Annotated in this window: 25 protein-coding genes; 8 read left to right on the top strand and 17 right to left on the bottom strand. The window is 50.4% G+C overall.

Annotation, left to right across the window (positions count from 1 at the left end):
* Positions 1–113: 113 nt before the first annotated feature.
* Positions 114–641: a carboxymuconolactone decarboxylase family protein gene (locus tag A10D4_RS12030; RefSeq protein WP_008489827.1), complete on the bottom strand. Its 528-nt coding sequence runs from the start codon at positions 639–641 to the stop codon at positions 114–116.
* An 86-nt stretch (positions 642–727) separates the two neighbouring features.
* The gene (locus A10D4_RS12035; RefSeq protein ID WP_008489828.1) at positions 728–1,273 is read right to left on the bottom strand and encodes a peroxiredoxin; all 546 of its coding nucleotides are present in this window, start codon (positions 1,271–1,273) and stop codon (positions 728–730) included.
* 156 nt (positions 1,274–1,429) lie between these two features.
* On the opposite strand from A10D4_RS12035, the gene A10D4_RS12040 reads away from it, so the two are divergent.
* Complete coding sequence (locus A10D4_RS12040; RefSeq protein ID WP_008489829.1) at positions 1,430–2,344, top strand: hydrogen peroxide-inducible genes activator; 915 nt, start codon at positions 1,430–1,432, stop codon at positions 2,342–2,344.
* A 72-nt stretch (positions 2,345–2,416) separates the two neighbouring features.
* Positions 2,417–4,519, top strand: coding sequence for a TonB-dependent receptor family protein (locus tag A10D4_RS12045; RefSeq protein ID WP_008489830.1), 2,103 nt, complete (start codon positions 2,417–2,419; stop codon positions 4,517–4,519).
* 65 nt (positions 4,520–4,584) lie between these two features.
* Here A10D4_RS12045 and A10D4_RS12050 read toward each other — a convergent pair whose 3' ends face one another.
* The 3 genes from A10D4_RS12050 to A10D4_RS12060 are packed head-to-tail and all read right to left on the bottom strand — an operon-like array spanning position 4,585 to position 8,181.
* Positions 4,585–5,271 (bottom strand): type 1 glutamine amidotransferase domain-containing protein, encoded by a 687-nt coding sequence (locus A10D4_RS12050; protein ID WP_008489831.1) that lies wholly within the window; start codon positions 5,269–5,271, stop codon positions 4,585–4,587.
* Positions 5,272–5,329: 58 nt separating this feature from the next.
* Positions 5,330–6,694: a sigma-54-dependent transcriptional regulator gene (locus A10D4_RS12055; RefSeq protein ID WP_008489832.1), complete on the bottom strand. Its 1,365-nt coding sequence runs from the start codon at positions 6,692–6,694 to the stop codon at positions 5,330–5,332.
* A complete protein-coding gene (locus A10D4_RS12060) occupies positions 6,691–8,181 on the bottom strand; it encodes a sensor histidine kinase (protein ID WP_008489833.1) in 1,491 nt (496 codons plus the stop codon). Before A10D4_RS12060 ends, A10D4_RS12055 begins: the two co-directional genes overlap by 4 nt.
* Before the next feature lie 193 nt (positions 8,182–8,374).
* Here A10D4_RS12060 and A10D4_RS12065 point away from each other — a divergent pair, with 193 nt between their 5' ends.
* Positions 8,375–8,761: a DUF4168 domain-containing protein gene (locus tag A10D4_RS12065; protein WP_008489835.1), complete on the top strand. Its 387-nt coding sequence runs from the start codon at positions 8,375–8,377 to the stop codon at positions 8,759–8,761.
* Between the two features lie 118 nt (positions 8,762–8,879).
* Here the strand turns inward: A10D4_RS12065 and A10D4_RS12070 are convergent, their stop codons facing one another.
* From A10D4_RS12070 to A10D4_RS12090, 5 genes are all read right to left on the bottom strand, one after another.
* The gene (locus A10D4_RS12070) at positions 8,880–9,284 is read right to left on the bottom strand and encodes a hypothetical protein (protein WP_008489836.1); all 405 of its coding nucleotides are present in this window, start codon (positions 9,282–9,284) and stop codon (positions 8,880–8,882) included.
* Positions 9,271–9,714, bottom strand: a complete 444-nt coding sequence (locus tag A10D4_RS12075; protein WP_008489837.1) for a phage holin family protein — start codon at positions 9,712–9,714, stop codon at positions 9,271–9,273. The genes A10D4_RS12070 and A10D4_RS12075 overlap by 14 nt, the downstream gene beginning before the upstream one ends.
* 17 nt (positions 9,715–9,731) lie before the next feature.
* The gene (locus tag A10D4_RS12080; RefSeq protein ID WP_008489838.1) at positions 9,732–10,037 is read right to left on the bottom strand and encodes a hypothetical protein; all 306 of its coding nucleotides are present in this window, start codon (positions 10,035–10,037) and stop codon (positions 9,732–9,734) included.
* A gap of 145 nt (positions 10,038–10,182) precedes the next feature.
* A complete protein-coding gene (locus tag A10D4_RS12085; RefSeq protein ID WP_008489839.1) occupies positions 10,183–10,764 on the bottom strand; it encodes a glutathione S-transferase family protein in 582 nt (193 codons plus the stop codon).
* Positions 10,765–10,772: 8 nt separating this feature from the next.
* Positions 10,773–11,924 carry a murein transglycosylase domain-containing protein gene (locus A10D4_RS12090; RefSeq protein WP_040502945.1) on the bottom strand — a complete coding sequence of 384 codons (1,152 nt, stop codon included), beginning with the start codon at positions 11,922–11,924 and terminating at the stop codon, positions 10,773–10,775.
* Between the two features lie 132 nt (positions 11,925–12,056).
* On the opposite strand from A10D4_RS12090, the gene A10D4_RS12095 reads away from it, so the two are divergent.
* The gene (locus tag A10D4_RS12095) at positions 12,057–12,422 is read left to right on the top strand and encodes a MerC domain-containing protein (RefSeq protein WP_008489841.1); all 366 of its coding nucleotides are present in this window, start codon (positions 12,057–12,059) and stop codon (positions 12,420–12,422) included.
* On the opposite strand, the gene A10D4_RS12100 is transcribed toward A10D4_RS12095, so the two are convergent.
* From A10D4_RS12100 to A10D4_RS12120, 5 genes are all read right to left on the bottom strand, one after another.
* Positions 12,409–12,750, bottom strand: a complete 342-nt coding sequence (locus A10D4_RS12100) for a zinc ribbon domain-containing protein YjdM (protein WP_008489842.1) — start codon at positions 12,748–12,750, stop codon at positions 12,409–12,411. The genes A10D4_RS12095 and A10D4_RS12100 overlap by 14 nt on opposite strands.
* Before the next feature lie 140 nt (positions 12,751–12,890).
* Entirely contained in the window at positions 12,891–13,376 is a 486-nt protein-coding gene (locus tag A10D4_RS12105) for a hotdog fold domain-containing protein (protein WP_040502954.1), read from the bottom strand.
* A gap of 73 nt (positions 13,377–13,449) precedes the next feature.
* On the bottom strand, positions 13,450–13,980 hold the full coding sequence (locus A10D4_RS12110) for a response regulator transcription factor (protein WP_008489844.1): 531 nt from the start codon (positions 13,978–13,980) through the stop codon (positions 13,450–13,452).
* Positions 13,977–15,131, bottom strand: a complete 1,155-nt coding sequence (locus tag A10D4_RS12115; RefSeq protein WP_008489845.1) for a sensor histidine kinase — start codon at positions 15,129–15,131, stop codon at positions 13,977–13,979. The genes A10D4_RS12110 and A10D4_RS12115 overlap by 4 nt, the downstream gene beginning before the upstream one ends.
* Before the next feature lie 49 nt (positions 15,132–15,180).
* Positions 15,181–17,352 carry a TonB-dependent receptor gene (locus A10D4_RS12120; protein ID WP_051002122.1) on the bottom strand — a complete coding sequence of 724 codons (2,172 nt, stop codon included), beginning with the start codon at positions 17,350–17,352 and terminating at the stop codon, positions 15,181–15,183.
* A gap of 173 nt (positions 17,353–17,525) precedes the next feature.
* Between A10D4_RS12120 and zigA the strand changes: the two genes are divergently transcribed.
* The 3 genes from zigA to A10D4_RS12135 all read left to right on the top strand — a co-directional run bounded on the left by zigA (position 17,526) and on the right by A10D4_RS12135 (position 19,874).
* Positions 17,526–18,731: a zinc metallochaperone GTPase ZigA gene (gene zigA, locus A10D4_RS12125; protein ID WP_008489847.1), complete on the top strand. Its 1,206-nt coding sequence runs from the start codon at positions 17,526–17,528 to the stop codon at positions 18,729–18,731.
* Positions 18,728–19,342, top strand: coding sequence for a DUF1826 domain-containing protein (locus A10D4_RS12130; protein ID WP_051002123.1), 615 nt, complete (start codon positions 18,728–18,730; stop codon positions 19,340–19,342). The genes zigA and A10D4_RS12130 overlap by 4 nt, the downstream gene beginning before the upstream one ends.
* Positions 19,343–19,445: 103 nt before the next feature.
* A complete protein-coding gene (locus A10D4_RS12135; RefSeq protein WP_008489849.1) occupies positions 19,446–19,874 on the top strand; it encodes a nuclear transport factor 2 family protein in 429 nt (142 codons plus the stop codon).
* Here the strand turns inward: A10D4_RS12135 and A10D4_RS12140 are convergent.
* On the bottom strand, positions 19,859–20,278 hold the full coding sequence (locus A10D4_RS12140) for a MerR family DNA-binding protein (RefSeq protein ID WP_008489850.1): 420 nt from the start codon (positions 20,276–20,278) through the stop codon (positions 19,859–19,861). The genes A10D4_RS12135 and A10D4_RS12140 overlap by 16 nt on opposite strands.
* Before the next feature lie 71 nt (positions 20,279–20,349).
* Here A10D4_RS12140 and A10D4_RS12145 point away from each other — a divergent pair, with 71 nt between their 5' ends.
* Entirely contained in the window at positions 20,350–20,985 is a 636-nt protein-coding gene (locus A10D4_RS12145; RefSeq protein ID WP_008489851.1) for a cation diffusion facilitator family transporter, read from the top strand.
* Between the two features lie 15 nt (positions 20,986–21,000).
* Here A10D4_RS12145 and A10D4_RS12150 read toward each other — a convergent pair whose 3' ends face one another.
* Positions 21,001–23,259, bottom strand: a complete 2,259-nt coding sequence (locus A10D4_RS12150; protein WP_008489853.1) for a TonB-dependent receptor — start codon at positions 23,257–23,259, stop codon at positions 21,001–21,003.
* Between the last annotated feature and the right edge of the window lie 66 nt (positions 23,260–23,325).

The following is a 23,325-nucleotide window of genomic DNA, read 5'->3' on the forward strand; positions in this document are numbered from 1 at the left end:
CGATGGCGGGCCGAAGGGTAAACACAGAAGTTGGGACAACCGCTCTAGGGTTAGAGCTTGGGTAGACTAACGCGCTACCGTGACGTTTTCATGACAAGCGAGTAATAATTCGCTTATGACAACTGATGCGCGGTTTTGGCGGCGTTTAACACGGCGGCCATTTTTACCGAATGCTGCACCACGTTGGCACTGACATCGTGATCTAACAGGGTTTTCACGTGTGCATCGATGCACATACCGCAGCCATTTAACGCCGAAACGGCTAATGAATACAATTCAAAGTCGGCTTTATCCACCCCCGGATTCGCCATGCCGTTCATACGCAAACCGGCTGGCATTTTGGCGAATTGCTTATCGCTGGCCAAATGCACGAAGCGATAATAAATGTTATTCATCGCCATCAGCGACGCCGCTAATTTAGCCGCTGCGACAACGTTATCTCCGACTTCACCGTCAGCTTCGGCTTCTATCGCCTGGGTTAAGCTGGGGTAGTTTAAGCTATAAGCTAATGCGAGCGCGGTGCCATAGAACTGCTCTTTGCTCATGCCAGAGGTGTCGACGTTGCCAAAGATACTCGATAAGTTCAACTTGGTGTCTTTGCTATGATCGGCGATGTTTTGTTTAAAGTCCGCAATACTCATTACAACCACTCCTCAATTCATCTAGGTCATCGGGTTGGTCAGCATCGCCGCAATCGATGCTGACCGGGGTCCATGAACAACAAGGGTTATAGCGTGTCGCCGCCAACCGCGCGGTTACAAGGACAGAGTTCGTCGGTTTGTAAGCCGTCTAAAATGCGCAAGATCTCGGTTGGATTACGACCAACGTTTAAGTTGTTTACCGAAACGTGCTGGATCACGTTGTGTGGGTCGACGATGAAGGTTGCGCGTAAGGCGACGTTTTCTGCTTTATCACGAACGCCTAAGCCATCGATCAACGAACCTGAGTCGGCAAACGAGTACTGATTTAGACGGTCAAGGTCAGGGTGTTCACGGCGCCATGCCAACTTAACGAATTCGTTGTCGGTGCTGCCGCCCATAACAATGGTGTCACGGTCAGCGAACTCTTCGTTTAACTTCGCGAACTCGACAATTTCGGTCGGGCACACAAAAGTGAAATCTTTAGGATAATAGAAAATGATTTTCCATTTACCGGCAAAGCTGTCTTGGTTAATGGTTTCAAAAGCGCTTTCGCCATTTTCTTCCGGCATATTGAAACCAGGCTTCGCGGCTACAACGCTAAATTCGGGTAATTTGTCACCTACTGTTAACATAAGCTTTCGCTCCTTATTGAATCAGTTTTCCCTAACTTTTTGTCAGGGTTTGTTGAACGGTTCGACGACAAGTCTACTCATGCGCTATGATTAGATAAAACGAATAAAAGCAATTACAACAATCGAATTAACCAATCAGGACGGCCATAGACGATCATGAGCAAATTACCCAGTTTAAAAAACCTCAGCTACTTACTGGCGCTGCACCAGCATCAAAATTTCAATCGCGCCGCACAAGCCTGCCATGTCAGCCAATCGACATTGAGTAGTGGCATTCAAAACCTCGAAGAGCAGTTGGAGTGTCAGTTAATTGAGCGCGATCATAAGAGCTTTTTGTTTACCGCAATGGGCGAACAAGTGGTCGAGCAAGCCCGCCAAATCATTACTTCAGCGGAAGAAATGCTGCATTATGCGCAAAGTCAGGGCAATCAAATGGAAGGGCCATTACGGCTCGGTTGCATTCCCACCATAGGGCCTTTCTTATTAGGTAAGTTGAGTAAGCGTATTCAAGAAAAATACCCGAAGTTACAACTGAATATCGCCGAAGATACCACCGCCAATTTGCTTCAAGCGTTGCGTAACGGCGAGCTTGATGTGTTGATTCTGGCACTCCCGATGGATATTCAAGGTAATCAACAATGGGTGCTGGGACGAGATCCGTTTAAATTAGTCATGCACAAAAGTCTGGCAGCGACCATAAACGAACCCGTCGACTATGACCAGTTGCCCGACCGCAGCATCTTTTTATTAGAAAAAGAGCATTGCTTAACTGGCCATGCGGTGGCTGCTTGCCAACTCAGTGATTCCAGTAAAATCAATCCATTTACCGCCACAAACTTGCACAGTTTGGTGCAAATGGCGGATGCCCGCTTAGGCGCGACCTTTATTCCGCAGATGGCTATCGATCAAGGCATTCTAAAAGATACCGACTTAGTCCCGTTACAACCTAGTGGCCGCGAAGCATCGCGAGATATCGGCTTGGTCTACCGTGCGACCACCAACCGACGCCAAACATTTCGTAAGTTTGCCGAAGAGATTGCCGACTTATTACCTGAAAATACGCTCAAGTGAACCAAGCCGAAGTCGCCGCAGTAAGCTTAAGCATTGCTATTAAAGCCAAAATTTACGCAAGGACCGATAACCATGCCGTCGACCGTTAACGGACACCGCAGCATCGCTAAACATCGTCGTTACGCCTTACTGCTGGGGCTTAGTGGTAGTCTCGCTTACGCCAGCGCCAGCCAACAAGCCTTTGCTGAGCAAACCACGGCTAACGCCGATGAGTACATCGTCATCACCGCCACGCAGCAAGCCCAACCGTGGTTAAGCAGCGCCGCCAGCGTCGAACGGGTCGATGTCGAACAACAACTACCGGGCTTGCGTATTGACGCCGCCGAACTGGTCGCTGGTATACCTGGCTTACAAGCTGACTCGCGCTTTAATTACGCACAGGACACACGGTTGATTCTGCGCGGGTTTGGCTCGCGGGCGGCGTTTGGCGTGCGCGGTATGTTGTTAACCCTCGATGGTATTCCGTTGTCGATGCCCGATGGGCAAGCCCAGACCTCGAGCATTTTGCTCGACGAACCACGCACGGTAGAAGTACTTAAGGGGCCAATTGCTGGGGTTTACGGCAACGCCGCCGGTGGCGTGCTGGCCATGCGCAGCCAAGCGCCGCAGCAAACCGCGCTGACTACGCGCTTGATGGCGGGCGAGAACCGTACCCACAAAGCGCAAATCCAGGCCGATTGGGTCGGCGATGAACAACAATTGCGTCTGGTCGCCAGTGACTTTAATAGTCAGGGAGTACGCCGTCACAACAGTGCCGCTAGACAGCAGTTAGCATTACGCTGGTATCGGCAATTTGACGACGCCACCCAATTGATTGTGCGTTATGACGACAATGACGCACCATTATTACAAGATCCGTCGGCGTTAACGCCTGCCGCTTGGCGCGAGAATGCCGAGCAAACGGTGCAGCGCGCAGTTGATTTTGATACCCGCAAGTCGATCCGTCATCGGCAGGGTTCGTTGTCGTTACAGCACCAAGACTTAGCGCAACAATGGTCAATTAACCTCTGGCGCGGTCAACGCGATATCGTGCAATTTTTACCCTTTCGTGGTGATGGTATTGCCGACTCTGGCGCCGTCATCGACCTCAGTCGCGAATTCCAAGGGGTCAATGGCCGCTGGCGGCAAGCATTGGATGCCGAACAAGCCTGGCATTTGAGTGTCGGCGCGGCGCTTGAGCAGCAGGACGATAAGCGCCTAGGTTACGTCAACGATAGCGGCGTACGCGGTGATTTACGCCGCGATGAAACGGGCGAAGTCGACAGCCACGAGTTGTTCGCACAACTGGAGTGGCAAGCGTCACCGCGCTGGCAATGGCAACTCGGCGCTCGTTATAACGCCATTGATTTCAGCGTTGCCGACCGCTACATCATGCCTGGCAACCCCGACGATTCTGGACAATTAGATTTTAACGAAACCAGCTTTGCGTTAGCCGGTCACTATCAAATCAATGCCAACTGGTCGTGGTTTGCCAGCTATGGAGAGGGCTTTGAAACCCCCACGCTGACCGAATTGGCATACCGCAATCAAGGCAGCGGCCTCAATCGTAGCTTGCGCCCAAGCCGCAATCAGCAGTACGAAAGTGGCTTGAAGTGGCAAGCTGACAACGGATGGCAAGCGGCCGCCACGGTGTTTTTTATCGATAGCGACGACGAACTCTTGGTCGACCAATCGAACGACGGCCGTACCACTTATCGCAATGCTACCGCAACGCGCCGCTACGGTAGCGAATTCAGCGCGCAAGGCCAACTCGACGATAACTTACAGCTGCGCACCAGTTTAGCCTATCTGAATGCCGAGTTTTCCGGGAGCGAACTGGATGCACGTCGGCTGCCGGGGATAGCCCGCTGGAACGCCTATATGCAATTGGATTATCAACTGCTTGGGCGGTCGACTTGGCCACTGTGGCTGAGTGTGAGCGGTGACTTCCGCTCCAATGTAGCGGCTAACGATGACAACAGTGTCTACGCGCCAGCACGTACCGTATGGGATGTCGCACTGCGCAGCGAGTATATCGACCAGCAATGGCAGATCAGCCCTTGGTTAAGGCTTAATAACGTTACCGATAAAACCTATGTTGGCAGTGTAGTGGTCAATCAAGGTAGCGGACGCGCCTTTGAACCGGCGGCGGGTCGTGAGCTGATGGCAGGCATTGAGATCAAGCGACTGTGGTAGTCGACTTAATGATTAGGTCGTCTCGCCGTTAGCGACGGCGAGACGATTATTTTAACGCTTTAACATCACGACATGCTGCGTAATACTGCCAATAACCGCTCGGCTGTTTGCTCAGAAGAAGCCGGGTTCTGCCCGGTGATCAACAAGCCATCTTGCACCGCGTAAGCCTGCCAATCATCACCACGCTGATAATCGCCACCTTTTTCTTTTAACTCATCTTCTAACAAAAATGGCACCACGTCTTTTAGCCCAACGCCTGCTTCTTCGCTGTTAGAGAAACCGGTGACGGTGCGTCCGCGTACGATGCTATCGCCGGTTGCCGTTTTTACGTTCAACAATACTGCTGGAGCGTGACACACGGCTGAGACCGGTTTACCTTGCTCCCAGAAGCGCTCGATCAGCTTAATTGAGTCTTGGCTGTTGGTTAAATCCCACAACGGTCCGTGACCTCCAGGATAAAATACCGCGTCAAAATCGTCGGCGCATACCTCGCTCAATTTACACGTATTCGCCAATGCTTGTTGCGCATCGTCGTCCTTGTCCAAACGCTCGGTAGCTGGCGTCTGCGCGTCCTGTTGCTGGCTGTTAGGGTCAATCGGCGGCTTGCCACCTTTGGGTGATGCCAGAGTAACCTCGGCACCGGCATCGATAAAGGTGTAATAGGGGGCTGCGAATTCTTCAGCCCAAAAGCCTGTTTTCTGTCCGCTATCGCCTAGTTTGTCGTGCGAAGTTAATACCATCAAAATCTTCATAGCCACTCCCATTATCAACTTGCTGGATAATCAAGTACGAGTTGCCCGAAGATTCTGATCAGTCGTCCTGATCTAACCAGCGATATAGCGTGCGCCGTGTAACCCCAAGAATATCGGCTGCTTGCGCTTTATTGCCACGGGTATGCGCCATTACCTTCGCCACATAGTCGTCTTGCACCTGCTGCATAGTCGGCCAATGGTCGCTACTAGCACTCTCGGTGGTATCGTTCAGCGCCGCTTCACTAACACTGGCTTCGAGCATCCGGCTAGGCAGATGCTCGACGTCGATGGTATCGGTTTCGGTGAAGGTATAAGCTCGTTCGACAGCATTCTGTAGCTCACGCACGTTACCTGGAAAACGATAACGGTATAGTTTATCTAATGCCGCAGGACTGAATTGGCTGACGATTTTGCCTTGCTGTTCACGTAACTGGGTCAAAAAGTGATGCGCCAACAACTCAATATCGTCGCCGCGCTGACGCAGTGGTGGAACCGCCAAACTGAACGTCTCGAGCCGGTAAAATAGATCTTCACGAAAGACTTTGGCAGCTACTTGTTGCTCTAAATTCTGATGGGTGGCGGCAACGATACGCACATCGACACTGATCTCCTGATCGCTGCCGACCGCGCGTAGGCGTCCTTCCTGCAATACCCGCAATAGCTTGGCCTGTAGCGGTAGCGGCATTTCGCCAATTTCGTCCAACAACAAGGTGCCGCCATCGGCTTGTTTAAGCAAGCCGGCGCGCGCTTGACTAGCACCGGTAAAGGCGCCTGCGGCATGACCAAAAAACTCACTTTCCATTAATTCAGCAGGAATACCGGCACAGTTGACCGCTAGAAATGGCTGCTGCCGCCGCGCGCTGAGTTCGTGAATGGCTCGTGCCACCAGTTCTTTACCGGTTCCGCTTTCGCCTAACACCAAGACACTGCCATCGGCTGCCGCGACTTGCTCGATCTGGCGGTACAATTGCCGCATCAACCGGCTGCGACCGATTAATCCTGCGGGCCCATCTTGTTGTAGCTGCCGATAGCGACTGACCTCGGCACGCAACGCGCGGTGCTCCAACAAGCGTTTCACGCTAAGCAGTAGGTGTTCCATATCCAGCGGTTTGGTTAAAAAGTCGTCGGCGCCATGCTTAAGGGCGTCGACCGCTTGATTAACCGTACCAAAGGCGGTGATCAACAGCATTGCGGGGGCTGTTTTGCGCTGTTTGACTTGTTGCAGCAATTGCATGCCGGAAATACCCGGTAGTCGTATATCGCTCACTAATAAATCGATAGGGGCTAAGCTGTCGCTTTGCAAAAACGCTTCGGCCGACTCAAAACCGACACAGGTATAACCCTCGGCGTCCAGCTCTTCTAATAATAATTCACGTAAGCCGGGGTCATCCTCGACCACCGCAATCTGACATTGTCGACTCATTGTTCGGCTCCTTGCTCTGCACTGGGCAAACAAACACTCACACAGCAGCCACCTGCGGCATGATTAGATAACTGTAATTCGCCGCCGTGATCGCTGATAATATGCTGCACGATGGTTAGCCCTAAACCGGTACCTTTACCCTGTGCTTTGGTCGATACAAATGGCGATAGCATATCGTCAACACTGAGGTTTTCTGGCAAGCCGGGGCCATCGTCGCAACAACAGATGCAAAGCTGTTGTTGCTGCTGACTACAGCTCAGTTCGATGCGTTGCTCGGCGACTTGCAAGGCGTTGCGTAAAATATTCACTAACGCCAGTTCTAAACGCTGCTGGTCACCATTGATGTAATAATCTTGCGACATATTGATGTGAATTGCCGCGCCGCTATCGTACTCATAACCTATCTGTTGTTGTGCTGCTAACAGTAACTGTTTGACCGAGAGGCGTTGCCATTGCTGTGTTGGTGTACGGCTGAACGCTAGTAGTTGCTGCACCATCCGTGTTAAGCGTTGTACCTGTCCGCGTACGGCGGTGAGTTGGCGCTGACTTTCGCTGTCTGGATGCTGGCGCTGTAAGCGCTGTGCGCGGCCATCGATAACGGTCAATGGCGCACCCAGTTCATGCGCAACACCACTCGCGACACGACCAATCGCCGCCATTTTCTCTTTTTCACGCAGCGCCTGATTAAGGCGCCGCTCGTGTGCCTGACTTTGCTGCAACGCCTGCTCGGCCTGCAACATACTGTCCAACATACCGTTCAAACCACGCGCCACTTCGCGTAATTCGCGTGGGCCTTGCTCAGCGGCACGTACGCTGCGCTGGCCCTGTGCGACTTTGCGCATGGTTTCGACTAAACGGTCGACGTGACGACCAACGCCACGGTAGTGGCCGAAGACCAGTAGTGCGATAGTTAGCAGCGCAAACACGCCCCAACTGAGCCAAGCAATATTCGATAACTGCCGGAACTGTTGATCGAAATCGCTGGCACGCCGGGTGATTTGCAGTAAGCCATTGATACGCCCGCCACGATCGATGATCGGCAAAAAATGCGAATAGACGTCACGCCCAGCGACCGAGCGATAACTGTCTTGCTGCTGACCAGTGCGCACGACCTCCTCAAACAACAGGCTATTGGTTAAGTCGGGTTCGGCAATGCCGGCGGCAGCCACCAAGTCACCGTTGGTATCGTAGACCGACGCGCCGTACACCCGGCCGATACTAAACACCGATTCTAAGTTGGTGCTAACCGTGGCTAGATCACCACGCATCAGAGCGTCGCTAATGGGTAATCGTATGGCACGACCAACCAATTCTAAATCGCTTTTTAGCTTTTCAGTGGCTTGCTCATTAGCGACTTGTAAGCCCGAGCTTATGGCTAACCCCGATAACACCAGCATCGGCAGCACCACGTAAACCAGCAAGCTGAGTTGTAAGCCTGACAGCAATCCATTGTTAAGACGCCGCAAAAGACTGGATACTTTTGTCACAAGTGACTCCTTTTTGTCTGTATCCAAAGTATACACCGGACTAAAAATAGTTCTGTAAATATTTGTAAGTAAAAGAAAATATTAAAAACTATCAGGATCTTATGAGTCTCTGCAGATTTTTTGCCAAGGTTGGCACGAGCATCGCATTATGTTTCAGCGAAAGACAATTTTCATGACGAACAAGGAGTTCATTATGCGTAAGACATTATTAGCAATTGCCACAGTTGCCGCTATGGGTACCGCATCAACCGCCGCATTGGCGCAGGATGCGCAGCAACAGCAACAAGCGATGCCACAGGCAGAGCAGCAAGCTGAGCCGATTTCTGATGCGATGTTGCTGAAGTTTTCTGAAGCTATGAAAGATGTTCGTGATATCACCGGTAAATATGCCGATGAGTTCCAGAACGCCGAAAATGCTGAGGAAGCACAAGAAATTCAGCAAAAAGCGCAGGAAGAAATGATCGCAGCGGTCAACGATGCTGGCTTGACGCCGCAAGAGTACAACATGATTGTACAGCAGGCGCAGCAAGATGAAGCATTACGCGCTCGTTTACAAGAGCTGACCGGCGAAGACGCTTAAGCGACAACATTTTAATGAAAGGATAGTGGTTGGCACGGATGCCAATTAATATTGAAAAGGGCGCTAACGAAAGTTAGCGCCCTTTTTAATCCGGTATGATCAACCATTAGATAAACCGTTAAATCTCGTCGCTCGCCGCATCACTACCAGCAACGCCACTTTCATCACTACTCTCACCACCACTATCATCACTACTATCACTGGCCGTAAACCACTGCATAATACGGGTACGCGCGACAGAAAAGGCGATGGTGCCGAGCAAAGTGCCCAGCTGATTACGTTTGTCATGCTCGGATGAACTATCTGAACTGTCACTATTTGTCGAACTGCAATGTCGCGGACGCTGCCACAACCAACCCAAAATAAAGGCGGTAGCGATACTTTGTGGCCGCGCCAACTGACGTTTTTTACGCCACCAATAACGGCGTTGTTGGTGACTTAGCACGGTCCGCTGCATCATCAGCTTTTGTTGTTGCAGAGCGACTTGGCGTTGTAGCTGGCGGCGACCATTATTCCATAGCACGATAACGCTCCTTATTTGCCTCACCATCGCTTTCGGTTTGGCTATCGGCGTGTTTAGCATTATCGGCTTGTTCGGCCTCTCGTGGCTTTAAACCCGCTTCTTGCAGGGTCACATCAAAACGCAGCCGCTGCGCGTTGCGTTTGACGCTATTCCATAACAACCAGCCGGTCACCACACACAACAAGCCAGCCAAAAGCAAACTTGGCACCACGGGTAACCCGAGCTGCCAAGCGGCGACGGCGATGGTGGCAATCAATAATAGCCAACCGGTGACGGCTAACACCGCCACCGCACAACTGAGTGCCAGCATTTTTACCGCAGCCAGAACGACCAAACGCCCCTCTAGCTGCGCCAATTCCAGCCAGTTACCCAGCCATTGCCAATAACCTTTACCCAGCCCTCGCAGGCTGGGTTCTGAAGAATCAGACATAGGCTAAGACAATACCGTTATTTACGACGACAAAGCGACGTGACCACGGCGCCAGCTAAAAAGGCCAAGCCGATCGTTTTTAACGGGTTCTCTCGAGTGTAAGTGCAAACCGCATTGCTCACATCACGCGAACGTTGACCGGCTTGTTCAGCAAAATGCTGCGCCTGCTCTTTCAAGCCATCGGCAACATCATGTAATTTGTCAGAGCTACGACCGGCCGCATCGGCAGCTTTGTCGACGGCAGCATGTGCTTTCTCAGCAGCCTTATCGACGCGTGCATGTGCGCGTTGTTCGGTTTCCTTGGTCTGTGGTGCTTTAGCCATAATGACTTCCTCCTTGCGTTATGAATGACAAGCCGACTGCCTAAAAACCAGTCAGCTCCACCTTAAGCTTACGCACGGAACCGTCAATATGGATCTAAATCGGGCTAATTTGCGAAAGATTTACGCAGCGGCTAGCTGTCTGTCGCTAAGCACTGAAGTCATTATGTGGATCGGTGTCGGCAAATATGGCGTACTTTTCAATTTGCAGTAAAAACTGACGTAAGTTTACACGTTCGCTTAAATCGATACGCTCGCGGAAAACTCCCCAACTTAAAAAGCAACCTAAACGCAATTGACCGTCGCTAAACGGGCGTCCGCTACTACGCTCAAGCGACCAGCGACGTTGCTCCAAGTGATCAAGAATACTCTCGATACGCTGATACTGACGCGCTAAGTATTGGCTTTGTTCAGCGCCGATACCCTCGCGACTCAATAAGAACGTGTTGACCACCGCGTCCAGCGCGGTATTGACCATTAACAACAAGTTGAAATCTTCAATATCCGCACAAAAGCTCTCGCCAGCTTGTTCACGGACGTAGCGCAGAATGCTGACTGAGTCGTTCAAGCGTAACTCGCCATCATCCAAAAATGGTACCTTGGCAGTCGCCGACAACTGCTGACTTTGGCTGTGATCGGTCAGAATAAATTCGTAATCCTGCTCGGTCTCGGCCAGTGCAATACGACAATGGCGCACAAAGGGTGACGTATAACTGCCGTATAATTTCATCACTCACCTCAATAACGTTGTTTGTTGTTCATCACTTTATATAGATAACGGCGCGATTCCGATAATGGATGATTGGCGCTTAAACGCTGATAAACGTCCGCCGGCATCATCCGATTAATGGCCGCAACCGCCGCGGCGCGGTTACCGGCAAAGGTTTTAAACACATTGCCAGCGCCGCCGTTATAAGCAGATACCATCGCGTATTCACGACTTTTCGGGTGTTCAATGCTGACTAAGTATTGGCGATCCAAAACATGCAGATACGCGGTGCCAATATCTATATTAGTCGCAGGTTCAAACAATTGCTGTGGCGTCGGCTGGTCGTTACGCTTTTTAATTCGTTGAAACACATCTCGTCCGGCAGTACTCGGCACCACTTGCATTAAACCATAGGCATTGGCATGGCTAACCGCATAGGGGTTAAAGCTACTTTCGGTTTCAATGATGGCGTAAATCAACGCGGGCTCTATCTGATAACGTCGGGCGGCGGTTAAAACCGCTCCGCTATATTGCTTTTCACGTAAATGTTGGTGATCGGCAACCAACGCAATGTCGACCCGGTAAACCGCCTTGCCGTGCTGCCGATATTGCTGCAATTGCTGGCTGATCAAGTACTCGGCAAAGCGCTCGGCACGCCACCGGTATTGCACCACGACGCCATCATGGTCACGCACTTGACCGAGCAAAAATGGCGGTCCGCTGGCGTTAGGGTCGGCGTCGGTAAAAATATCCACTGCGGTTAAATTTTGCGAGGTTAACAAGGTCGTGACTATGGCTTGCTTAAGCGCTTGACGAGGCTGCTTGAGCGCAATGGTTTCGATGCGCAAGCGACCTTGTTCAAAATCGACCTCGGCCCGCGCATGATAATCTTGAGTGTATTTCACATAGCGCTTAGGCGTCGCTACCGGCGTTTGCTGTTTACCCCAAATACCGTCCACAACTTGTTGCAACTGCTGCATGGCTTGCTGCAACTGCCGCATATCATTAAGCAATAATTGTGGGTTTTGCTGATAACTGCTTAACCGTTGCTTTGCCAAACTCTCGACAGCGGCGCTAGGGTCTTGACTGGATAGCACCCGCATCGCCTGCTGCGGCGTTAATTGACAACTGCTTAGGCAAAGTAAAGTCAGGCCACAACCGATCATTCGAGCTATGCGCATCGTTACCACGTCGCTTTTACAAAAACTTTACTATGCCCAATGTTGGCGTTTAAAGCTAGCGTGCTGGGCAAGCAGCAATTTACCCTCAAGCAAAAATGTTATATTATAACAATAACGAAGGGAGTATTTGCTATGCGTGATTTAATCGGTTCTTGGTTATCGTTACTGTGCTTATGCCATTGTTTAGCGTTGCCGCTACTGGTGGTGTTTTTTGACGTGGCCATTCTGCATGATGAACATCATCATGGATTTCACTTGTTACTTATCGTTCCCATCGCGCTGCTTGCGATATTTAGCTTACCCAGTGGTTATTGCCGCCATCATCGCCTACACCCCTCGTTGATCGGCGGCACAGGAATCGTGTTGTTGGTGATGGGGCTGATTAATCATGAAGCTGAACTGCTACTCACGGTGACGGGTAGTTTATTGATGGTAGCGGCACATTGGCGCAATCGCCATTTGTGCCGCCAACAGCGTTCGCTATTTAAGCCTTCTTAACAAATTCGGACTTTAACTTCATGGCGCCAATGCCGTCGATTTTACAATCGATATCGTGATCGCCATCGACCAAGCGAATATTTTTAACCTTGGTGCCGACTTTAACAACCGACGATGAGCCCTTGATTTTCAAGTCTTTAATAACCGTTACGGTATCGCCGTCGGCTAACACATGACCGACCGCATCACGGATAACGGGCTGATCAGACTCAGCCTGAGCCGCCACTTCTGACGGCGACCATTCGTGACCACACTCAGGACAAATCAACAACTGACCGTCTTCGTAAGCATATTCAGACTGGCATTGTGGACATGCAGGTATACTCATTGTTTTACAACCTTCTACCAAGGCGGTGCTCTGATAACGTCACCGCCATACTGTTAACGAACGCCAATTATACGCTAACCTCGAGCAAAGCAGAATAACCAGATAGCCACTAAGGTTATTGAGTCGTATCCGCTTGCGCCTCACGCCTTTGTCGGCTTTTCTGATACATACAATAATATGTGTCCTTGCACCACCACCGTACCATCGTCACGGTAGGCGGTCACCTTGACCGGCAGGTCACCGGGCTGCCACTGTTCAGGCGACGTTTCTGCGACCACGCGAATGTGTTTACCGGTCGATTTGGCGGTGTAATCCACCTGCATACCTTTCGGTATCCAGCGCAAATGTTTCGGAATGGTTGCCTCGGCCAAGCCTCCCATAGCCATTTCCATACCGTTACAAATGGCAATCACATGCACCGTACCGATATGATTTTGCACCGCCTTGCGCTTGTTAAACTTTAGTTCGCAGTAGTTCGGTTGTAATTGGGTTACCAACGGCTTGATATTGGCGAAGTAAGGCGCTTTACGCGAAAACACCCAAGAAAATAACCGGCTGCCAAACGGATAACGTTGAAAGCGCTGATAGAGCGATAAAATAGGATTAACAGATTGATGATCAGACATAAACAAGTCACCCATGTTGTACGTGACTGCCATGATAAAACAATCTAGCTAAGTTTCAGCAAAAAACGTTAATTTAACGTTTAAATGGCGCATGTTTCTGTAATTTTCGCTGCAAACTGCGACGGTGCATGCCCAACGCCTCGGCGGTCGCACTGACATTACCTTGATGCGCCAGCAATACTCTCTGAATGTGCTCCCACTCGACTTGCGCCGGGGTCATCGGGGTATCGTCTATCTGCGCCTCGCGCTGAACGCTGCTGTCTTGCTGTAAGCGCGCCAATAATTCAGTTAACGCTACCGGTTTCGCTAGGTAATCGGTGGCGCCACGACGCATCGCCTCTACCGTGGTGGCGATGCTAGCGTAGCCGGTCAGCATGATAAAGTGGCGCGGGCGAAAATGCTGTTGTAAGGGCGCAATGGCATCTAAACCTGAGCTATCGGCTAATCGCATATCGAGTAAAACCGCATGCACTGATAATTCGGGCTGAGCCAATGCTTGCACGGGGTCGGCATAAGCTTGAATCGCATATTGATGATGTTGTAGGCGGCGCGCCAATACGTCTCGAAAGGCGTCGTCGTCGTCAATCAAAACCAGCCTGGTCATGTGTTACTCCGAGCTACCGGCTGGTGAGGTACCAACGGTAAGCACACCGTTGTGAGCAACATCGGCCTGTCGTTCATCAGCTGCTGCCAGTTCACCTGTCCGCCAAAACGCTCAATCGTGGCATTACTTAACACTGCTCCCATGCCAAAACCGTGTTCGCTAGTCAGCATTCGTTGGCCCAACTGCTGCAGCCGTGTTTGCTGTTGAACATCTGCCGATGTTAAGGGGTTCTCCACCCGCAGCCAAAGTTGTTGTGCATGAGGTTGTAACGTCACGTTAACCTGAGCGAGCTGGTGAGGAGTCTCGGTAGTCTCATACTCGCCGTCATACAGTGCGTCACAGGCGTTAATAATGACGCTGGTCAACGCGGGTAATAAGGTCGCGTCGGCACGCACACCTAAACCCGCGTCGCTGGATTGGTCAATGCTAGCCTGCCAAGCGATGTTGGCTTCTGGTCGCGCCAAGCTGAGCGCCTGCTGTAATGCTGGCCAAAGCTCGGTCAAGGCATAATGACGCTGGCGCCGCTCACGCACGTCGTCGGCAATGCGTCGCCAACTCTGCAAATGGTTGGTGATGCGTTGCGTTTGCTGTTCGATAGGCATTAGCCAATCAGCTTGCGGATGCTGCTCACGTGCTTCTTCTATTAGCAACTGTAAGGCTTGGGTCGGGGTAGCAACATCATGGGTCAGTTGCGCCGCGGCGGTGCCCATGGCTAACAATTGCTCATCACGCAACTGACGTTCGCGCATGGTCGCGATAGCCTGTTCACGTTTAAACACTTGATAACGAAAGTAACGGATCACCACCGCTATCAGGCCGCTGGTCAACACAAAGCTCAGCACCATGGCACGGAAGTGCGATAACATCGCCGCACCGTGTGGACCATGTAGCGTGTGCTCGGGAAGTAACGCTAATTGAATACTCTGTGCCGCCACACTAACCAACAGAATGCTGCTGGCATGCGCCAGCGGTAATAGCATAAACGCTAACACCACCGGCACCAGCAGTATCGCGCTGAAGGGGTTGCTCGCAGCGCCGTGCAAGGCTATCAGACTATTTAATGCCAGTACCTCAGCAATCAATACCAAACTCGCCAACCAATGTGGCAGCCTAATTGAACGCCGCCAAGCTAACAGCAATAATAGCAACACCCAGTTCACTCCCTAATGGCTAGCAGTATCGGCAATGCTATTAGCATACTTAAAAATTGTAGCGCAGCGCAAAGTTAAACGAACGCCCAGCGCCAGCTAGCTGTGTGAAACCTTGGCTACTATCCTGGTTAAACTCGGCAATACTCACGCCGCCCAATGGCTGTTGATAATACTCATCCAGCAAGTTGGTGACAGCAAACGAGAGTTGCCATTGCTGGTAACGCCATTGGCTGGTCCAATTCAGTAAGCTATAGCTGGCCGTCTGGTTCTCTAAACGACGCGGATCGACGCGCGTTTTACTGTCTAGCCACTGCCAGCTCAAACTATTCTGCCAATCACCGAGTTGTTGCTGCAGCGCGACTTGCGTTTGCAGCGGCTTAATTTGATAAAGTGGTTGGTCACTGTGGTCGCGCTCACCATGTACCGCCGCAATTGTTGTCAGCAATGACCACTCGCCGCTGGTACTGCTCTGCCAAAATTGCCAACTGGCATCAACATCAACGCCGTAAAGTGTGGCATCAAAGTTGCTGAACTGCAGCGTGTTGCGATTGCTCGCCGCCATGTTGCCACCCATGCCACCACCCATGTCGCCACCCATGGGTGAAAACTCGCCGATCACGTCGGCATCAATGAAGTCATTAACTCGCGTATAATAAGGTGAGATGCGTAACTGCCAACCATTGCTAACATCTTGCAACTGATAGCCCAAGCTCAAGGTGTGCGCGGTTTCTGGCTGAAGGTCGATACGCCCAACATAGCCATTAGCGTCACCAAACCAACCGATCATGGTGGTCGCCATAACGCCGCGTCCCCACGAATAACGTTCGTACAAGTTCGGCGCCCGGTTCTTGCGCGCTAAGCCAATGCTCAGTTGCTGATAGTCGTCGATGCGATACTCAGCCGCTAGGGTCACATCGACCAAGGTATCGGCTTGTGAGCGGTCACTGGCATTAAAAACATCGGCCGCAGCCGCATCCATGTTAGGCATCCCCATCATCGGCATACGATTATAGGGTTGCACTTGGTCGCTGTCGGTACTGACATGTTCAACGCGTACACCGGCCTGCGTCCGCCATGCGCTTGACCATTTCTGTTCCAGTTCAGCGTAAGCGGCGATACGGCGACGTTTGCCGTTATTAATATTCAAATAGTCGTTGGGCCCCATCATCATTGAATCGGCCATGCCCGGCCACCAGTCATCCAACTGATATTCATAAAACTCATGACCAAGATGTAACCAACGCTCTTCACCAGGCGCGCTCGACAATGGCAACTGCCACTGTAATTGATAGCTGTAATCGTCGGCTTCGGTATTCATCGGCATCATGCCGGGCTTCTCATCGGTAAAAAAGCCCATTTCGTGTTTCACGCGATGCCAATTCAATTGCGCCTGAAAATCGCCACCCTCGGTTAATTGACGGCGATATTGTGTGACTACACCAACACTACGGTTATTAGTCATATCCATGTATTGATTGGGATAACCCTGATAGGGAATGTACTGATGCGTCAACTTAACCGCGATCTGCTGTTTATCGTCACGCCAAGCCCCGGTTAAAGCATGATTTTGCGCGCGATACAGCGTGTCTAACACCTTATCGCCATTACCATCGTCGTAGCTATTCGCCGTTTCATAGGAGCCATCGTAGGCCAGACTCACGCTATCGCTAGCCATACGCAATCCAGCCCCCAGCAAACGCACATCGCCGTTAGTTCGGTAGCCAGCAGAAAGGTAGCCGGACTGCCAAGTTAACGACTGACTTTGATTAAACTGCGGAGCAATACTATTGACGCTGATGACGCCGGCGATGTTGTCACCCGCCATACTCACCGGCGAAACCCCAGCAATCACTTTTGCGTTAGCGATTTGATTAGCCGATACATAGGATAGCGGCGGGTTCATTTGGTTCGCACAAGCCGCGGTTATGTCGGCTCCGTCTACCAACACCTTGACTCGGTCCCCCATCATGCCGCGCATTACCGGTAACGCAGACACACCACCCGCCGCCGAAAAGTCGACACCTTGTTGCTGTAAAAGCTGCTCAGCGCTGCCCAAACGGTCAGCCCGTTGCTGACGTTGACCATGAACTTCAATCACCTCAATGCTATCAATACCCGCATCATTGGCTATCGCAGCCCCAGAAAAAGCACCGCTAACGGCGACCGCTAGCGGTGACAACACGGCCAATAGCGACCGTGACAACGACATCGATGAACTCATAAGAACCTGATAATAGAAGTGATTTAACAAAGTGATAGCAGTATACGAAGGCTAAGCTGAGCTGAGAACGTGACAAATTGTCGCAGCAGCATTTTAGTAAAAAGGAATGCTCTCGTCATTGACGCATGTGTTATGTTATAACATATTAATCAATTCGATATGGTGAGGCTCCCATGGCAGCGACAAATCCTTTACCCGTGACCGTACTTTCTGGCTTTTTAGGCGCCGGCAAAACGACCGTGCTGAATCACATATTAAGTAATCGCGAGGGACTCAAAGTTGCCGTGATTGTAAATGACATGAGCGAAGTCAACATTGACGCCGCCGAGGTCAACAAAACCGTCAGTATTAACCGTACCGAGCAAAAGTTGGTGGAGATGAGCAACGGCTGCATTTGCTGCACGCTGCGTGAAGACTTGTTAGTAGAAGTTGATAAGTTAGCTGCCAGCGGCGAGTTTGATTATCTGGTGATTGAGTCGACTGGCATTTCCGAGCCGCTGCCAGTAGCCGAAACCTTTACTTTCAGTAATGAAGAAGGGCAAAGTCTTTCAGACATTGCCCGCTTAGATACCATGGTAACGGTGGTCGATGCCTACAACTTTTTAAATGAATATGAACAAGCTCGCTCGTTGCACGAAACCGGCGAGCATTTAGGCGATGATGATGACCGAAGTATCAGCGACTTATTAATCGATCAAATTGAGTTTTGCGACATTATCCTGCTCAGCAAAGTCGATCTGGTCGATGAACAACATTTACAGCGTGTCACGCAGGTACTCAAAGCCCTTAATCCAACGGTTGAAATCTTACCGATTAGCCACGGTCAAGTGCCGTTAAAAGCCATACTGGGCACGCAACGGTTTAGTTTTGAAAAAGCCCAACAAGCCCCTGGTTGGTTAAAAGAGTTACGCGGCGAACACACACCCGAAACCGAAGAATACGGCATTAGTAGCTTTGTCTATCGTGCCCGCCGTCCTTTTCATCCTGATAAGTTTTATCGCTTTATCCACCAACAGTGGCAACAAGGTCGCTTGCTGCGTTCGAAGGGGTTCTTCTGGCTAGCCTCACGCCCACGAGTGGTGGGGCAATGGCATCAAGCCGGCGGTATCGCGCGCTATGGCGCGGCTGGCTACTTTTGGGCGGCAGTACCTGATAGCCGTTGGCCACAAGATGCCGCGTCAATCAACGCCATTATGTCCGATTGGCAAGAACCTTACGGCGATATGCGCCAAGAACTAGTGTTTATTGGTCAACACCTCGATCAACGACAAGTGATAGCGCAATTAGACGCCTGCTTATTGAATGACGACGAGCTGGCGCAAGGACCGAGCGGCTGGCGCCAGTTGAATGACCCCTTTCCAGCCTGGGAGATCCAATGATGCTTGCTCACCAAACCGTTGCCGAGCACGCCCCACACGGCGAAGACGTGAGTATACTCACACGGTTTTTTGATGACGGTGTCAATGCTGCCTGTTGGCAGCGCTCATTGTCCGCGCCGCTACAGCACTATGCTCAGTACCTGTGCCAAACAACACCGTTATCGTTAAACCGTCAAGTAGACGAACACAGCGTCAGACACTTGTTAGAACGACACTTACCCGAGCACGCTGCGCGCCACCAACTTATCGACGATGTACAGTTATTGGTGGCAATGGCGATGGTACTGTTTGATGCGAACAACATTGGTTTACGCTTACGTGTTTTAGATAACGCTATGTGCCCTAAATTTCACGTCGATAAACTGATGTGTCGTTGGTTATGCACCTATCACGGCGCTGCCACCGAATGGTTAGCCAATGACGATGTCGCTCGTCAGAGTATGACCGCATTGACCGAGCAACCGCGTTATGCGAGCTGCGGCGAGGTGATGCTATTGAAGGGCGAAGCTTGGCCGGGCAACGCTGGTAACGGCTTAGTACATCGCTCTCCAGCCATACAAAATAAGGCGACTAAGCGGCTGTTGTTAAGTCTCGATCCAATGTCCAGTTAACCAGCTAAACGTTAAACTGTGCAAAACTGATTGCGCATTAAGCGCTATTTTTACAGGCTTATAGGCAAGTTGTGGTCGAATTATTCAGGCAAGGAGAACCACCATGTTTAAACCTGTAGCCGCGATGCTCGGTCTGGTCATGCTCATCGCCACCCCTGTGTTAGCGCAAGCCAGTACCGACGCCAATAAACGCGCTGTACAACAACTGCTGACCGCCTTTAATCAACACGATAGCCAAACCATCGGCCGCTTGTTGAGTGACGATGTGCAATGGCTTGCCATCGAAGGCGAGGGCGTAAAGCCGCGTGTGACCGATAAAGAAGCCATGTTAGACGTGGTCAACACCTTCTTTACCGAATGCCCGAGCTGCCGCACCGAATTACTATCGATTCAAGCCTCAAAACAACGTGTCACCACTATCGAAAAAGCCAGTTGGGAAAAAGCCGGCAAACCCGAGCAGCAACAAAGTGTCACCGTTTATGAATTCAGCGACGGGCTGATTAGTCGGGTCTATTATTATCCGGCTGAGTAAGTCTTAACTTCGTTGTCGTGTAACGATAGTTTTTTTAGCACTTCACAATCGGCAACCCGGTGCTGCCGGCAGCTTAACGACAGTTGTTGCAACTGCTGCTGTAATTGCTGTAACGCTGCTATTTTTTGCTCGACCGCCTGTAATTGTTTGACCACCAAGTCATCCACTTCTCGGCAGGAATGGCCGGGGTCGGCTTTTAACGCTAATAGATTTGCAATATCGTCCAGTGGGATCTGTAATTCGCGGCAACGCTTAATAAACTGCAAACGCTCAACATCCTCCTGCCGATAATTTCGATAGCCATTGCCCTGACGCGGCACCGTCGGCAACAAGTCAATATCCTCATAATAACGAATGGTCTTATCGGTTAACCCTGTTTGCGCTGACACAGCCTGAATTCTCATACGCTTGACCCTCTAACAACTAGAAGCTTTATGCTAGCGCCATCATAACTTCTATCCCAACGAGGTCAAATATGAGTAGTTGTTGTGGCGTCAATAACCAAACAGCCATGGATAACGCACAAAAACGTTTATTATGGATAGTCTTAGCGTTAAACGGCGTGATGTTCGTGGTCGAATTTGTCGCTGGTTGGTTGGCTCAGTCTAGTGGACTGTTGGCCGACTCGCTGGATATGCTGGCCGATACTTTGGTATATGCAGTCAGTTTGTATGCAGTTGGTAAAACGCTCCGACACAAAGCCAACGCCGCCACCTTAAATGGTGTACTACAACTGCTGCTGGCCTTACTCGTCATCGTTGATGTGATAAAACGTTGGCTGCTGGGTAGCCAACCACAAGTACAAATGATTTTAATAGTTGCGCTCATTGCGCTGTTAGTGAACGTGATCTGTTTTGTCCTGCTATATCGCTTTCGTCGCGGCGACATTAACATTCGCGCCAGCTGGATTTGCTCGCGCAACGATATGCTCATGAACGTCGGCGTTATTATATCCGCTATAGCCGTCAACCAGACCCAGCAAGCATGGCCAGATCTGGTGATTGCCTTAACTATCGCTAGCATTGTGGTGATGTCGGCACTACGCATTATTGGTGACGCGCGACGAGTTCACCGAGGCCAACAAAGCGATATCGGCGGTTGTTATGGCTGATCACTTAGTTTTTACTCACCAACGCGCTTCTACGCCAACCCCCACAACGCGAGGCGCGCTGGTGATGGCATTGACGCCGTCGCTAAATCGGTATTGGATGTAACTGTTATCAAATAAGTTATTAGAAAACAGATACGCGCTCCAATTCTGACTATCGTAAGCTAAACGTGTATTAACGATTGTTCGTGATGATTCTTCGGTACGGTTTGCTCCGATGGCGGTATAAACCTCGCTACGATAGCTTGCATTAACGTTCCAACTGACTTGGTCGGTAATATAAACATTAACACCTGCTGAAGCGGTATGGTTAGGAGCAAAGGTAAATTCTTCACCGGCATAGCTGGTAATCGAACCGTCAACAACCGTATCAAAATGGTCAAACTGGGTGCGAGAATAGCCGTAAGACAAATACCAGCTAATGTCATTATTGAGTTGCTGTTTAAAGGTCGCTTCGGCGCCATATAAGTGCGCATTACCAGCATTAACCGTATGCGTGTCATAGGAATTTAAACCGAAATTAGCGACAACTTGTTTATCTTTCCAGTCAACGTAATAAACGTTGGCATTAAATACACCATCCACGCTGGGTAGTAATTGTCGCCACGCTAACTCATAGTTGTCGGTATATTCAGGTTCATAGGCAACCACTTCGCTACGCGCAATATTTAAGCTACTGCCGCCAGAGCGGTATGCTTTCTGATAAGTCGCCGTTAATGATTTATCATCATCAAACGTATAGCGAACACCGAATTTGGGTAAAAATGTATCGGTGCTGATCTCGGTTTCGGGATTACTACCGCTAGCTTGAGCCACTAATCCTAAAACCGCATTGTTGATACCGCCAATGAGTTGATATAGCTGGCTACCTTCGCTACCAAAAAAGGTCGGATCGGGTAAGGTACCGGCAAAGTCAGAGTCGACATCCGACGCAAAGCTATACTGCTGATGGTCGTAGCGAAATCCAGCTAACAGCGTCCAGGCATCGTTGAATTGATAGTCTACGTCAACAAATAGCGCCTGATTTTCCGATGTACTGTCATTCAGGGATTGATAGTCCACCGGTATCTGCGGCAGCGCTTGTCCGTAATTGACAGCAATTGCTGTAGCGGTATCGCTATCCAGTCCATAACCTTGCAGTACACCAGCAATGGTAGGAATAGGGGTTTCAATATTACTGCGCGTCGCCAACGCGGCATGATTATCGTGTCGTGACAAATACACGCCCATCAGCGCGTTTAACGCTTGCCCTTGATAGTTAGCCCGGAACTCTTGGGTAAAGACTTTATAGTGGTTGTCTTGAAAACCATAGTTGTTATCTGCTGGGCTTAAATCAATATCATAAACACGTTGTACGTCAGGACGGCTGTACGAAGTCGCCGATGATAATAGCCACTGCTCATCCAGTTGATAATCAACGTTTAACGAGAGCATTTCTGTTAGCGCATCGGAGCTCGTATCGCGGTTCGATGTATTAATTTTATCGGACTCATTTAAATGATTGTAACTATACATATAAGGTCCATCGCGCTTGTCGCGAGTATAGTTAAATAGCACCCGTAAACCGTCCAGAGCTTTCGGCGTCCACAGCAACTTGCCGCGTAATAACAACGAATTTACTTCGTCGATATATTCATCACGAGTCGGGTTATAAATGAAACCTTTAAATAGACGTTTGTCGGCAGCGACACGAAATGCTAACTCTTGCTCGACCAAGGGACCGCCGACAGCCACTGATAACCGCTTATCATCAGGATCCGACCATTGCACTCGCGCACGTCCATCCCAATACATGGTCGGATCATTGGTATTAACCACCACCGCACCCGCTAACGCATTTTCACCTTGAATCGTTGATTGTGGGCCACGTAACACTTCTACTTGCGCAACATCCCATAAATCGCTCGGGCCAGTATCTGTCATTTGGTTGGGTAATGGCACACCATCGATATATATAGACGCTAATGGGTTTTCTGCACCGGATTCATTACTAATACCGCGAATCGTGAAGCCTCGATTACCATACATCGATGATACGTTTGGCGTTTTATTGATGATGTCATATAGCGATTGAATGTTTTCTCGCTCCATCTGCAGTGAGGTAGTGACATCTACACTGGCGGCTGTTTCTTGCGCTGAGCGGCGTGTTTTTTCACCGGTAATGGTTATTTTCTCAATACTATTTTGCGGCTCATCGGCAGCATGAGTAGGGGTGATCATCAACAAATTGACAACCGACACCGATAATATGGCAGTTTTAAAAGATAAGCGTTTCATAAATATTCCAGTGACTAATAGCTATAAGGCAACAAAAAAGATAGTTTGGGCGCTAACCTTTAAATG

The sequence above is a fragment of the Idiomarina xiamenensis 10-D-4 genome, assembly GCF_000299895.1.
Lineage (GTDB): Bacteria > Pseudomonadota > Gammaproteobacteria > Enterobacterales > Alteromonadaceae > Idiomarina > Idiomarina xiamenensis.

Coding starts and splice junctions, on each gene's coding strand:
- A10D4_RS12030 (WP_008489827.1), bottom strand. CDS start 641: ATGAGTATTGCGGACTTTAAACAAAACATCGCCGATCATAGCAAAGAC.
- A10D4_RS12035 (WP_008489828.1), bottom strand. CDS start 1,273: ATGTTAACAGTAGGTGACAAATTACCCGAATTTAGCGTTGTAGCCGCG.
- A10D4_RS12040 (WP_008489829.1), top strand. CDS start 1,430: ATGAGCAAATTACCCAGTTTAAAAAACCTCAGCTACTTACTGGCGCTG.
- A10D4_RS12045 (WP_008489830.1), top strand. CDS start 2,417: ATGCCGTCGACCGTTAACGGACACCGCAGCATCGCTAAACATCGTCGT.
- A10D4_RS12050 (WP_008489831.1), bottom strand. CDS start 5,271: ATGAAGATTTTGATGGTATTAACTTCGCACGACAAACTAGGCGATAGC.
- A10D4_RS12055 (WP_008489832.1), bottom strand. CDS start 6,694: ATGAGTCGACAATGTCAGATTGCGGTGGTCGAGGATGACCCCGGCTTA.
- A10D4_RS12065 (WP_008489835.1), top strand. CDS start 8,375: ATGCGTAAGACATTATTAGCAATTGCCACAGTTGCCGCTATGGGTACC.
- A10D4_RS12075 (WP_008489837.1), bottom strand. CDS start 9,714: ATGTCTGATTCTTCAGAACCCAGCCTGCGAGGGCTGGGTAAAGGTTAT.
- A10D4_RS12080 (WP_008489838.1), bottom strand. CDS start 10,037: ATGGCTAAAGCACCACAGACCAAGGAAACCGAACAACGCGCACATGCA.
- A10D4_RS12085 (WP_008489839.1), bottom strand. CDS start 10,764: ATGAAATTATACGGCAGTTATACGTCACCCTTTGTGCGCCATTGTCGT.
- A10D4_RS12090 (WP_040502945.1), bottom strand. CDS start 11,924: ATGCGCATAGCTCGAATGATCGGTTGTGGCCTGACTTTACTTTGCCTA.
- A10D4_RS12095 (WP_008489841.1), top strand. CDS start 12,057: ATGCGTGATTTAATCGGTTCTTGGTTATCGTTACTGTGCTTATGCCAT.
- A10D4_RS12100 (WP_008489842.1), bottom strand. CDS start 12,750: ATGAGTATACCTGCATGTCCACAATGCCAGTCTGAATATGCTTACGAA.
- A10D4_RS12105 (WP_040502954.1), bottom strand. CDS start 13,376: ATGTCTGATCATCAATCTGTTAATCCTATTTTATCGCTCTATCAGCGC.
- A10D4_RS12110 (WP_008489844.1), bottom strand. CDS start 13,980: ATGACCAGGCTGGTTTTGATTGACGACGACGACGCCTTTCGAGACGTA.
- A10D4_RS12120 (WP_051002122.1), bottom strand. CDS start 17,352: ATGAGTTCATCGATGTCGTTGTCACGGTCGCTATTGGCCGTGTTGTCA.
- zigA (WP_008489847.1), top strand. CDS start 17,526: ATGGCAGCGACAAATCCTTTACCCGTGACCGTACTTTCTGGCTTTTTA.
- A10D4_RS12130 (WP_051002123.1), top strand. CDS start 18,728: ATGATGCTTGCTCACCAAACCGTTGCCGAGCACGCCCCACACGGCGAA.
- A10D4_RS12135 (WP_008489849.1), top strand. CDS start 19,446: ATGTTTAAACCTGTAGCCGCGATGCTCGGTCTGGTCATGCTCATCGCC.
- A10D4_RS12140 (WP_008489850.1), bottom strand. CDS start 20,278: ATGAGAATTCAGGCTGTGTCAGCGCAAACAGGGTTAACCGATAAGACC.
- A10D4_RS12145 (WP_008489851.1), top strand. CDS start 20,350: ATGAGTAGTTGTTGTGGCGTCAATAACCAAACAGCCATGGATAACGCA.
- A10D4_RS12150 (WP_008489853.1), bottom strand. CDS start 23,259: ATGAAACGCTTATCTTTTAAAACTGCCATATTATCGGTGTCGGTTGTC.